The organism is Limibacter armeniacum (assembly GCF_036880985.1).
GTDB lineage: Bacteria > Bacteroidota > Bacteroidia > Cytophagales > Flammeovirgaceae > Limibacter > Limibacter armeniacum.
This window is the reverse complement of the sequence record NZ_JBAJNO010000008.1, coordinates 1,434,463-1,445,992: the sequence shown is the minus strand read 5'-3', so window position 1 is coordinate 1,445,992 and position 11,530 is coordinate 1,434,463. Positions and strand designations below refer to the sequence as shown.

12 protein-coding genes are annotated in these 11,530 nt (G+C 39.9%); 3 read left to right on the top strand and 9 right to left on the bottom strand.

Annotated elements, in window-relative coordinates; genetic code table 11:
- Positions 1 to 4 precede the first annotated feature (4 nt).
- The 3 genes from V6R21_RS11995 to V6R21_RS11985 form a co-directional block, all read right to left on the bottom strand.
- Positions 5 to 1,240, bottom strand: a complete 1,236-nt coding sequence (locus tag V6R21_RS11995) for a BamA/TamA family outer membrane protein (RefSeq protein WP_334243852.1) — start codon at positions 1,238 to 1,240, stop codon at positions 5 to 7.
- Between the two features lie 279 nt (positions 1,241 to 1,519).
- Positions 1,520 to 2,074 (bottom strand): DUF4136 domain-containing protein, encoded by a 555-nt coding sequence (locus V6R21_RS11990; RefSeq protein WP_334243851.1) that lies wholly within the window; start codon positions 2,072 to 2,074, stop codon positions 1,520 to 1,522.
- A 302-nt stretch (positions 2,075 to 2,376) separates the two neighbouring features.
- Positions 2,377 to 2,847, bottom strand: a complete 471-nt coding sequence (locus V6R21_RS11985) for a DUF4136 domain-containing protein (RefSeq protein WP_334243850.1) — start codon at positions 2,845 to 2,847, stop codon at positions 2,377 to 2,379.
- Between the two features lie 430 nt (positions 2,848 to 3,277).
- Here V6R21_RS11985 and V6R21_RS11980 point away from each other — a divergent pair, with 430 nt between their 5' ends.
- Entirely contained in the window at positions 3,278 to 4,516 is a 1,239-nt protein-coding gene (locus V6R21_RS11980) for a M16 family metallopeptidase (protein WP_334243849.1), read from the top strand.
- Positions 4,517 to 4,556: 40 nt separating this feature from the next.
- Here V6R21_RS11980 and V6R21_RS11975 read toward each other — a convergent pair whose 3' ends face one another.
- On the bottom strand, positions 4,557 to 4,877 hold the full coding sequence (locus V6R21_RS11975) for an HIRAN domain-containing protein (RefSeq protein ID WP_334243848.1): 321 nt from the start codon (positions 4,875 to 4,877) through the stop codon (positions 4,557 to 4,559).
- Positions 4,878 to 5,077: 200 nt separating this feature from the next.
- Between V6R21_RS11975 and V6R21_RS11970 the strand changes: the two genes are divergently transcribed.
- The gene (locus V6R21_RS11970; RefSeq protein ID WP_334243847.1) at positions 5,078 to 5,473 is read left to right on the top strand and encodes a LexA family protein; all 396 of its coding nucleotides are present in this window, start codon (positions 5,078 to 5,080) and stop codon (positions 5,471 to 5,473) included.
- Positions 5,474 to 5,520: 47 nt separating this feature from the next.
- On the opposite strand, the gene V6R21_RS11965 is transcribed toward V6R21_RS11970, so the two are convergent.
- Positions 5,521 to 8,427 carry a WD40/YVTN/BNR-like repeat-containing protein gene (locus tag V6R21_RS11965; protein ID WP_334243846.1) on the bottom strand — a complete coding sequence of 969 codons (2,907 nt, stop codon included), beginning with the start codon at positions 8,425 to 8,427 and terminating at the stop codon, positions 5,521 to 5,523.
- Between the two features lie 137 nt (positions 8,428 to 8,564).
- Here V6R21_RS11965 and V6R21_RS11960 point away from each other — a divergent pair, with 137 nt between their 5' ends.
- A complete protein-coding gene (locus V6R21_RS11960; protein ID WP_334243845.1) occupies positions 8,565 to 9,071 on the top strand; it encodes a GNAT family N-acetyltransferase in 507 nt (168 codons plus the stop codon).
- A gap of 263 nt (positions 9,072 to 9,334) precedes the next feature.
- On the opposite strand, the gene V6R21_RS32415 is transcribed toward V6R21_RS11960, so the two are convergent.
- The 4 genes from V6R21_RS32415 to V6R21_RS11945 all read right to left on the bottom strand — a co-directional run bounded on the left by V6R21_RS32415 (position 9,335) and on the right by V6R21_RS11945 (position 11,483).
- On the bottom strand, positions 9,335 to 9,544 hold the full coding sequence (locus V6R21_RS32415) for a PLDc N-terminal domain-containing protein (RefSeq protein WP_408613016.1): 210 nt from the start codon (positions 9,542 to 9,544) through the stop codon (positions 9,335 to 9,337).
- 174 nt (positions 9,545 to 9,718) lie between these two features.
- Positions 9,719 to 10,534 carry an endonuclease/exonuclease/phosphatase family protein gene (locus V6R21_RS11955; RefSeq protein ID WP_334243844.1) on the bottom strand — a complete coding sequence of 272 codons (816 nt, stop codon included), beginning with the start codon at positions 10,532 to 10,534 and terminating at the stop codon, positions 9,719 to 9,721.
- Between the two features lie 20 nt (positions 10,535 to 10,554).
- Entirely contained in the window at positions 10,555 to 11,031 is a 477-nt protein-coding gene (locus tag V6R21_RS11950; protein WP_334243843.1) for a contact-dependent growth inhibition system immunity protein, read from the bottom strand.
- Between the two features lie 11 nt (positions 11,032 to 11,042).
- Positions 11,043 to 11,483, bottom strand: coding sequence for a hypothetical protein (locus tag V6R21_RS11945; protein ID WP_334243842.1), 441 nt, complete (start codon positions 11,481 to 11,483; stop codon positions 11,043 to 11,045).
- Positions 11,484 to 11,530 lie beyond the last annotated feature (47 nt).

Below are 11,530 nucleotides of genomic sequence, written 5' to 3'. Positions count from 1 at the left end.
CATTTTAAAAAGTCTCATTTACATTGAGGTAAAAGCCTTGTGCCCCATACTTACCCCAACCATAGTCAAGCGTAATGTTTGTTCTGGCTTTTTTATCTATCATAAACCTTAATCCGACTCCTGCCGCAGGATCGATATTTTCGAACAGGTCAATATTCGCTTCCTTATTGGAAGCTGTAGATGCATTTGCAAAGATCACAGCACCAAACTTATCCTTGTCCTTCTGAAGTGGAAAACGGTATTCCAGTTCAGCATAGGTCAAGTTTTCACCTCTAAACCGTCCTTGTGCATATGCCCTACCTGATCGTCCAAACTGATCCCAACCAATGGCAGGCAAGTCCAAGTAAGGCAACTCTCCACTAGTCACAAAATTGCCGAATAACCATAGTCCCAACAGGTTTCGAGGTCTTGTCTTGCTCATTGAGAAATAATCACGGTATTCGACCCACAAGGTGGTGGAGTTCTTATCACTTCCCAAAAACTCCGGATTGATATGAAAAGAGATAAAGGCGTACCTTCCTGAGTAAGGGTTGATTGGGTTATCACGGCTATCGTACAAACCATTGACAGAAACACCCGATAAGGTATAGCCATCAGTGTCAAACCCATTATCCAGTGAGTAAGCATAGTGTGATGTAATCACAGGAGGAACCGTATCAAGATCCAACAACTTGTCTTTGATTTTGGAATGGTGATCTAGATGATAGCCAATGCCTGTAAAAAAGCGGGTATCACCAATCCTTTTCAAGGCTGATTCATAGAAACGAAAGTAGTTAAACTCTATCATCTGCGCCTCTTTTATCCCCTTGGAGTAACTACCATCATCATATTCAAACCCATTGGATGCCAACTTGGCTGACTGCGAACCTGTTCCCAAACCATAAGTAGGCTGAGAAAAGACAAAGTACCGCCAATCTCCCATCAGGTTCCAGCTATCGTCTTTAAGGAATATATTACTCTTAATAAATACCATAAACTGACTCTTGGTTGTATAAAGTACTGTAGAAACAGCTGAAGACCTGTGTGTTGTTTGTTCCGACCCCATCAACCAACTCGCTGAAGGTGCGACACCAAACATAAAACCTACTGCGGGGTTGGCTGCCAATACGGGCAAGGGCACAAACGAAAACTCCTGAATCATCTTCTGATTCTGTGCTTGGGTTGTATCTGATTGGGCTAACAGATAGTCTCTGCCTGTTAGGCAAAGAAGCATGAGGCTAATAATGTAAATCTTTTTCAAGGGTTGATCTTTTTGTGATTCAAATAATTGAGTATTGATATTTAAGCTAGGCTTGGATGCTTTAGGTTATTTTCTTCTAGGATGGGAAAACGAAGCAGGGCAAATTTGAAAGACGCTATCATTTTGGATGCTTCCGGATCTATGAATGGGTTTTGCTTTTGCAGCAGTATAAGACTGTGTTTACACTGTTATTTAAACACATTTTTATCAAACTGTAATACCTTGAATGGTTCTATAGACAGTACTGGTTTTAAATTTCATGTTTGAATCATTGGATACCTACTTGGCAGGAACCGGAAACTGGTGCATCAGCTTTTTGATTTTCTTAGGAATTGACTTCTCCCTTTTCTTCGGCTTCTCATTGGCAATGGTAGTCATCACGCCCTGCCATATCAGCTTACTGTCACTGGCATCATACATATCCACCACCAATGTTCCTTCTGTATAGTCGCTCTCATTGTAGGTAGTAGTTGCAGCACCAAAACCTGGCCCCATACCCCAGCCCCAACGCGGTCCATACCCCATCCCTCCCATATAATCGGTATAGGCTGTTGTACTTGTCTTTTTATCAAGGACTAGGTACAAGGCTATTTTTGCGTCGGCGTCACCTTCGGTCAGTGTCATGCCACGTTTGTCAAATTCTGATTTTAGTGCACTTTGAATACGTTCCTTATCAAAATCATTCAATTGTTGGTCACTGTTTTTCTGCCATCCTGCAAAGGAATAGGTTTTATACTTGGAGAAATCAGTGTCTTTATCATAATCGCTTTTCACTTGGGAAAAAGCGGTAGTTCCCAACAAAACCAATACTAGAACAACCAGTGTTTTTTTCATTTCACAAAGTGTTTATGTTTTTGCATGATATCACGCTGCCTATTCAGGTAGCTTAATACCTGTAGCCAGACTTGTGGACATAACTGTTTTGAATCATCCGATGACGGCAGGAAAGTTGGGACAACGGACTTCTGAAAGGTGTAAGATTAAAACTTTGTACATGGAGGCAATCAAGATATACTTTGGGTAGGAATTTAGTGATAGGCTCTGATTGTCTGTCCTTTGTTAGGATACAACATACTGTCTTTTTAACAGGTTCAAACACGCACTCGAAATGTATTTATATTTACTTCTTAGTCAGGTTATTTTATTGGAAACTTCTTCATCAGTTTTTTTAACTTCTTGGAGATAATCGTAGCTCTCTTTTCAGGATGTGCCTTACCTATTTTTCTTACAGTCCCTTTCCAAACTAGCTTTCGTGTGTCACGATCATACATTTCAATTGCAAAGTACCCTTTCAGGTAATCCTTACTGACCTGATCACTCCAGTTCTTATCGGTATGCACTTCAAACTCTCCCATCTGGTTATTACCGACCATTGAATTTCCTGCATCATTTTGCAACACAATTAATAATATAAAGTAAGCATCTGGCTGCTGATCTGTTTGGACCAATCCCCTACTTTTAAGTTCTTTCTTTAACTGCTGCTCAACAGCACTTTTATTTTTATCTCCCAACGGACTGTCTCCGTCTTCGTGCCAACCTCCAAATGAATAGGTTTCATACTTAGAAAAGTCAATTCCCTTTTTGTATTCGCTTTTGACCTGAGCCATACAAGTCAAAGTAAGCAAAAGAAGCATGAGCGTTATCAGATTATTTTTCATTCAAATCAATTATCATATCCTGCCAGATATAGTTTTAGCTAATATCGACCAACCTTCACCAGCAAAGAATAACCAATTAATTATCAATATATTAAACATAATTACAAATTCAGTTTCACGTCCTTTCTACTAGATTACCCTATCGTACCTTCCAACAAGTAAACACGCCATATATTCACCTCATTTCCAAATGTCTTTTTTCTGACCTTGTAATGTCTTGATGATGTTGTAAATTTGCCAACTGTTTTGCGCACACTATTCACAGATGACAAATAAGCGACCTAAACGCCAGCTATATTTCAGCATAATTTATACTGACAGTCAACACAATAATCATAGTGCGCAGTTATACTAAGTAAAGAGGGCGAAGACATTTTACATGGAGTACAGCATACATACATTTCCGAACGGCATCAGGGTAATCCACAAGCAGGTGAAAAGCACCAAGATTGCACACTGCGGCATCATCCTGAACATTGGTAGCCGTGACGAAAAGCCACATCAGCAAGGCATAGCCCACTTCTGGGAACACATGGCTTTTAAAGGCACCACCAGACGTAAGGCTTTTCATATCCTGAACAGGCTAGACTCGGTGGGTGGAGAAATCAACGCCTATACTACCAAAGACAAAATCTGCTTCTATGCTTCGGCTTTGGAAGAGCATTTCGATAAGTCTGCGGAACTCGTAGCAGATATTTCTTTCCACTCCGTGTTCCCTGAGAAAGAGATCATCAAGGAAAGAGGCGTAATTCTGGAAGAAATGTCGATGTACTTGGATGACCCGGCAGATGCCATTGCAGATGAGTTTGATGAGGTTGTCTATAAAAATCATCAGCTGGGTAAAAACATCTTGGGAGACAAGGAAAGTGTTATGCGTTTTACGCAGCAGGACTTCTTTGACTTTATTGATGAGAACCTGAGTACAGATGAAGTAGTATTCTCTTCAGTAAGCAGCTTGCCAATGTCTAAAGTGGTCAAAGTTGCAGAAAAGTACTTTTCTAAAATCCCTGCCAACACTTTTCCACGCCAGCGTGTACCATTTACAGGATACGAACCTGAGTTCAGACAGCAAGTAAAATCCATTTCACAGGCACACTGCATCTTGGGAGGTGAAGCCTATTCTTTCCATGATGATAAAAGGTTACCATTTTTCCTGTTGACCAATATGTTGGGCGGACCAGGCATGAACTCTCGCCTAAGCCTTCAGATTCGTGAAAAGTACGGGTACGTTTATGATATTGCTTCCAGCTATACTTCATTTGAAGACACCGGACTCCATACGATCTACTTCGCTACAGAAGAGAAGACGCTAAACCGTTGTATCAATCTTGTGGAGAAAGAACTGCGAAAAATATGTGACCAGCCACTTGGGATAAGGCAGTTACATACTGCCAAGCAACAATTGATGGGACAAATCGCGATGGGGGAAGAAAGCAATCTAAGCATGATGCTTGGTATGGGCAAAAGCCTTCTTAACAAGGATGATCTTGAACCTTTGGAAGTGCTCTTCAATAAGATTGAAAGTATCACTGCACAGCAAATCATGGATGTCGCTAATGAGACCATGACCCATGATAAACTCAGTACGCTGATCTACTTCCCAAAAGCGGCAGAATAAAACCAGAAGCATTCAAGGTTCAACTCCTTGAATGCTTTTTTTATCGTAATTCGCAAATCTCAAATGCAACCCGCTCCCATGGCTCCGCATACTCATTCAGCCCTATAAAAGTCACTGCCAACTCACGGCGAGACGCCAATATATTACACACTTCCTTGCTGAAAATTTTAGGCACATACCCTAACTGGCTATCCTTATAGTAGACAGCAATCGCAAAAGGGTCATGTACGTTTTCCTTTTCCCACACTAACCGCAAAGCCTCTCCTTTTCTCATTTCATGTTCTACCTGAGGTCCTTCATGGTACTGATACCCTGCCACAAACCCCTCGTACAATTGAACCATTGATCTTTTGTATCCCATAACTTGATGTTTAATGGAACAAATATAAGCCATACATCATGTTATACGCACACCCGTAAAGTGCTGTTATTCAGATTTTTTTCATTCTCTTTTACTTATCAATTTTTGATTATTTTTTAAACAAATAAAACTTTTACAATTCCATTTTTTGTTTATTAAATAAACATTATGTTATTTTTGGTAAAATAAACAACGATAAAATGGTTAAGTTTTTTGCAGAATATGTAAATGCAGGTTTTCCTTCACCTGCAGATGACTTTCAGGAAGATGATATTCGGCTGGATGACTACCTCGTACAAAACAGACCAGCCACATTTATTGTCAGGGTAAAAGGAGAATCCATGATGGGGGCTGGCATATTTGATGGTGACTTACTGGTAGTAGACCGATCTATAGAAGCCCGACATAACCATGTTATTCTTGGCTGCTTAAATGGAGAGTTTACAGTGAAAAGGCTTTGGCGGAAAGAATCAAGAATCTGGCTGAAAGCTGAAAACCCCGGCTACAAGGCTGTAGAAATTACAGAAGGAATGGACTTCAGGATATGGGGAGTGGTCACGTTCAGTATCAGGCACCACCAACTGTTCAAAAAATAATTGAGCCACCCCACAAAACAATGGGATGGCTCATTATTCAAAAATGCTTAAGGAATCTTTTTCATCGGCTTCCTTCCCTCTTTTTTCTTGGCTTCCTTGATGACAAGCACTGTTTCACTTGCCTTGCCCTCCATTTCTACCTTGATCGTGTACTTACCTGCAGAGAGGTAAACATCTTTTGTTGCTTCTTCCGCTGTTTCCTCTTTCTTCACAGATGCCGAAAGCTCGCTGCTTTCACTACTTGTGTAAGTCAATCCATAATCAATGTATTGCAAACCTTTCGCCAGTACTACTTCCTTATTGACAAGTGTTTTGCCTGTTTCATCCATTACCGTCAAAAATCCTTCACCAGCACTCTTGGCATAAACTGGAACTGAAACTGTTGGCTCCCAGATACCAAACCATTGACTCCAACCTCTTGACTTGCCCCAACGCTTGCTATAGGTCTGCTCATTGACGGCAAATACATGTACCGTTTCTTCCTGTACCTGATCAAGCTCCTGAAGGTGCTTGACATTCATTCTGTAAATTGAACGTCCGTGTGTACCGATCACCAAGTCTTTGGCTTCCTTCTGAAAAGCTAAGTCATGTATGGCTACACGTGGCATATTCTCATCCAGCAACATAAAGCTTTCACCCCTGTCAAGGCTAACATATACGGCGTGGTCTGTTCCAATATACAGGATATTCTCCTTGATGGGATCTTCCAGCACGACATTGATCGGCTCTTTTGGAAAGTTAGCCCCAATGTTTTTCCAAGAGGAACCAAAGTTCTCAGACACATACAGCATTGGCTCAAAGTTATCAAAACGGTAACCGTTCAATGCTACATATACCCTTGACTTGCTATGGTTGGATGCTTCCACACGACTCACCCATTGATTCTTATCAAGTCCCAAAGAGATGTTTTGCCAAGTGTATCCACCGTCCTTACTGACATGTACCAATCCATCATCTGAACCTACATACACCAAACCAAAACGAAGTGGTGATTCGTCAATGGAAGTAAGGGTACCGTAAGGTACATTGCCCTTTTTACCACCTTGCGTCAGGTCATCAGAAAGTGCTTCCCAATTTTCACCTTTGTCCAATGAGCGGTGGAATCGGTGAGAACCCATATACAGTACATCAGGGTTGTGCTTGGAAAGATGGATAGGCGTCTGCCAGTTAAAACGCAAAGGACGTTCGCCCAACTCATGCTTAGGAGTAATATACTTGGAACTTCCGCTTTCCTTATCAATGCGGTAGTAATTGCCAAACTGATAACCTGTATAAACAGTCCTGTTATCTCTAGGGTCAATCTGCACCTGCATACCGTCCCCCCCCATTATTCCTTTGTAAGCGTACTCACCTTCCTGCTGCCAGCCTGTAGAGTATTTATAATTATGAGGGCCAAACCAGACTCCATTATCCTGCAAGCCACCATATACATTGTAAATTCTTTCATTGTCTACAGCCACTGAATAAAACTGACCAACAGGCAGCGTGTTACACTTTGTCCAGTTTTCCCCATCATCATAACTGATATTGACACCACCGTCGTTACCTAGTACCAAGTGCCCTTCCAATTCAGAGTTGATCCAAAGCGCATGATGGTCTGCGTGTGTATTACTGTGATGAATATTCTTCCATGTCTTGCCTCCATCAGCAGATTTCAGGATCGGCACACCCATGATATACACCTTATCATCATCATGAGGAGATACACACATATTACCAAAGTAATAGCCATAGCTGTAATACAAATCATCTATATAACCTTCATGTGTCTTGTTCCATGTCTTGCCTCCATCTTCCGAAACGTACAGTTCAGCGCCTTTTACAGGCGTATCAAACAACATAGCATTGGCATCTTCCAAATAATCCACCAAAGCAGCAGGCACAATCTCCTCAGCTACGACTTTCTCCTTAATCATCGTCGCCTCATACTTGTTCGGAAAATTGTGACGATCCAAAAAGGCGTTGATTTCATCATCTGACAACTTTAAGAATGCCTTGGAAGACATTTTCCTCAAGCCTTCTTTTGTCACAACTTTCTCTTCCTTTCCTTTCTTTACCTCTCTCCTGTTCTGGTTATCTAGCAAGGCGTATACCTTATTACTGTTCTGGTAAGATACAGCCAAACCTATACGTCCCACACCAGCATCAGAAGGAAAACCATTCTTGCCTGATGAAATTTTCTCCCATGTTTTTCCTCCATCTATCGACTTATAGATACCAGAGCCTTCACCATTGCCCTTAAAATTCCAAGCCTTACGCTCACGTTCCCACATGGCAGCATACAACACATCTGCATGCTGAGGGTCCTGTACCAAATCAACAGCACTGGTATTCTCATCTACAAACAAAGTTTGTTTCCATGTCTTTCCTCCATCTGTCGTCAGGTATATTCCTCTTTCAGAATTACCAGAGTACAGGTGTCCCATTGAAGCAACCCAAGCAATAGCAGGATTTGTGGGGTGTACTACTACCCTGCCAATATGATGGGAGTCTTCCAAACCAAGGTGCTCCCATGTTAGCCCTCCGTCTGTACTTTTATAGACACCATTACCCGCATAAGAAGAACGGCTTGAGTTACTCTCCCCTGAACCTAGCCAGATAGTACCGCTTTTCCAGTCGACCGCAATATCTCCAATGGTCATTACTGCCTGATCCTGAAAAAGTGGAGAAAATGTTGCTCCATTATTGAATGTCTCCCAAAGTCCTCCAGAAGCAAATACTGCGTAGAAATGATTAGGGTTTTTAGGGTCAACTGCAAGGTCTACCACTCTTCCACTCATTACTGTCGGACCGATGTTGGTAGCTTCCAGTTTCTTGGCTATAGACTGCTCAGTCAGTTGCAGCCTTGTGTCATAACCTTTTTGTCTGTCAATTGAATTGGTAGCCGTCTGGGCAAACAGCTGAGAGCTGGTCAATAGCCCCAAACCAGCATATGTTAGTAAGATACTTCTCATTATATATGATTTTTTGAAGTTTAAATTTGCTTTAATTTATAAAAAATTTTCACTTTAGCAGACTAACTATTTTTCAAAGACGCATTTTTCAGATTACTAATATGAGATTTGACTACATAGACACTGAAAGACTCAGATTGAGAAAACTAACACAAGCTACTTACGACTTCATCTTTGCGCACTTTACGGACATACAACTGATGACTTTTTTGGGCATTCCCAACACCACAGAGTTGACCAAAGAAAAGAAGAAGTATGAGGGAGGGTTAAGTACACACAACAGATCATTCCTAAACTTTTTACTGATAGACAAAAGCACCGATAAGGTGATAGGCTCCTGTGGATTCCACACTTGGTATATCGATCATAACAGGGCTGAAATTGGATATGCACTATCAGATGAAAGTGCCAAAAACAAAGGGTATATGTCTGAAGCCTTACAACAGATTATTGCCTATGGTTTTGAGAAGATGGAGCTACACAGAATTGAAGCTTTTGTAGGCCCTGAAAATGCCCCTTCAGTCAAACTTGTTGAAAAGCATGGCTTCACCAAAGAAGGACATCTCAAAGAGCATTATTTAAAAAATGGGAAATTTGAGGACTCTCTAGTCTACGCACTATTAAAGAAAGATTTCAATCAATAAACACCCCTCAAAAATGATAAACTAAAAAGGTCTTAGTACGCACTTCCATACTAAGACCTATCTGGTTTATACACATTTATTCTTGACCTACCTTAATTACCAGTTTTTTCCATTTGACTGGTTTTGTTCCATTCTGACGCAAGTGTCTATTACGCTTTCTCCTGTAAGTAAAATTAGACACAAAAAAACTCAGCTACTCTATATTTACACCTTTCATTAAGGTAAATCAGCAGCTGAGCTAAAATAGATCATTACAAATAGGATCAATTGAACTTAGGTTGAAATCTCTTTTCCTTATACCTCAAAGGTCTCCTCTTCATTTTAAAGTAAAAAACCGACCCTAAGATTGGAAAAAACAGAATCACAAACACCCAAACAATACTGATTGCTCTTCCTTCAGATCTTGACTTGAATAAATCAATAATAGTCCCAACCCATAATATTGAGATAAAAGCAACAAATACAATATTCATAAAGTTATCCATAATTCACTTTATATTAAACATCTATTACCTATCAACATTAGTTGAGAAAAACTTCAAATCCCTTTTATTTACATTCAATTTCATAGTAAAAAAATTTTGAGTTAAACAATAGGTAAAATATAATAAACTTAAAACTCAAAACAGCCTCTATCCATTAAAAAATCAATATTCTACCTCTGGTTCCTTATCGAGCAATTCCAACACAACCAAATACGCACAATGGTCTGAAGCAATAGTATTTTGAATCACTTTGGTTTCAAGTACTCTCCATCTGTTTTTTGGATAAAACATCACATAATCCAACTTTTCAGAAGGTTTATCAGAAGGGAAAGTGTATGCAATATTATCCTTATCATAAGAAGCTGCCCACTGCTCCTCCAAAATATTAATAGGTGTACTGCCTGGAATCGCATTTAGATCCCCTGCCAGAATCGAAGGATATTTAGAGGAAGCAAAAACCTCATTTATCTTTTTGGCTTGCGCTACCCTGTCTGTTTCAACATTCAAATGGTCAAGGTGCGTACCGATAAATGTAATGGTATCTTGAGCTGTCAAGGCAGTTACTACCTCCAAAGCTGCTCGGGGTTCACTGTCAGGAAGGTTAGGCAATGCAATATTTCGTGTACTCAGAAAAGTATACCTTGACAGAACCCCTTCACCATACTCCCCTCCATCATAACTCATGGCTCTAGCAAAAAGCGGGATCATCTTTGTTCTCCAACCCAATTCTGTTACCAAGTCGTATTTCTTAGCCCTATTCGTTTTAAAATCCACCTCCTGCATTGCTACAAAATCAGGCTTTGCTTCTTTGATGACATTTGCGATTACATCCAAATTAAAATCTCCCTTTGTCGTGGCGCCATGCAAGATATTAAAGGATAGCACACGTACTACCTTGCTACTATCAACCTGAATTTGACTCCATGCTACATTACAGAAAAGTATAGCTATCAGAAAAAATGTTAGTTTAAGTTTCATGTTATTTATTGATTAATTTGTTAAGAATAAAAATAGCTTGATGAAAATAATAGCTTTCTAATAAAGCCTTCTTTAAAAGATAATTTCTCTTTAAACTCCTCTACTAATTTCTTCAACTCTCTATCGGCTTCCATTCTTAAATCTAATGATTGTTCTATTAAAATCATGTTACTTTCAAGTAGGGTAGAGACCCGATCCTTAAGCATTGGCTGATAATTCCAAAAGTTTTCAGGCAGCTTTAAAACGGCACTTAATAAATCCCCTTCATAATAGTTAGCTTCAAGCAATGGCTCTTTTTCCAATAAATCAATCGCAATTGGAACTAATAGTTTTAATCCCAATCGCTGACCAATCATAAAGCGAATGTCATCATAATCGAATGACTCCAAACCCAGATAATAAAGCCTGTATGCCCTTTGTTCTATAGAGGAGGAATTGTCTTTAGATGGGATTACTCCTGCCCATGCCCCGAGGTAAGTCTGTAATGAGTTTTTCATAAGCCGTTTTTTTACTCCACATAACTGACGCAAATATCATTTATACACATACCATCAAACCAAAAGGTTAGCCCCACATTTGGATAGAACAGTTGTACCTCTCCTTCTAGCTCTTCATGGTGTTCTTCCAAATATTCCAGATTGAGTTTAGCATGTAAACCGATCATATAGTTTTTGACCTGATATTGGTTGAGCTTGTGTAAAGCATCACCTTGATACACCAGTTTTTCGGTAAAGAAATGAATAGGAGTTACTTCTCCCTCCCACTTACCAAATGAAACCATTAAACCCATATTAGGGTAAAATAACCTCCTTACTTCTTCTGTACCTTTTTTATAAAGATCCTTTTCCTTGCTTGCTGGTGGGCCTAAAACTTTTACGATTTCTTTTTCTGACATCTTAAAAAGAAGGCTTCCTAACCCTTCCCCCATTTTCAATTCATAAGAGAACATATTTTACATGCTGTTATATAAACAATAGCGTAGCCTGTTTTTGATCT

Coding starts and splice junctions, on each gene's coding strand:
- V6R21_RS11990 (WP_334243851.1), bottom strand. CDS start 2,074: ATGAAAAAAACACTGGTTGTTCTAGTATTGGTTTTGTTGGGAACTACC.
- V6R21_RS11985 (WP_334243850.1), bottom strand. CDS start 2,847: ATGGCTCAGGTCAAAAGCGAATACAAAAAGGGAATTGACTTTTCTAAG.
- V6R21_RS11980 (WP_334243849.1), top strand. CDS start 3,278: ATGGAGTACAGCATACATACATTTCCGAACGGCATCAGGGTAATCCAC.
- V6R21_RS11975 (WP_334243848.1), bottom strand. CDS start 4,877: ATGGGATACAAAAGATCAATGGTTCAATTGTACGAGGGGTTTGTGGCA.
- V6R21_RS11970 (WP_334243847.1), top strand. CDS start 5,078: ATGGTTAAGTTTTTTGCAGAATATGTAAATGCAGGTTTTCCTTCACCT.
- V6R21_RS11965 (WP_334243846.1), bottom strand. CDS start 8,427: ATGAGAAGTATCTTACTAACATATGCTGGTTTGGGGCTATTGACCAGC.
- V6R21_RS32415 (WP_408613016.1), bottom strand. CDS start 9,544: ATGAATATTGTATTTGTTGCTTTTATCTCAATATTATGGGTTGGGACT.
- V6R21_RS11955 (WP_334243844.1), bottom strand. CDS start 10,534: ATGAAACTTAAACTAACATTTTTTCTGATAGCTATACTTTTCTGTAAT.
- V6R21_RS11950 (WP_334243843.1), bottom strand. CDS start 11,031: ATGAAAAACTCATTACAGACTTACCTCGGGGCATGGGCAGGAGTAATC.
- V6R21_RS11945 (WP_334243842.1), bottom strand. CDS start 11,483: ATGTTCTCTTATGAATTGAAAATGGGGGAAGGGTTAGGAAGCCTTCTT.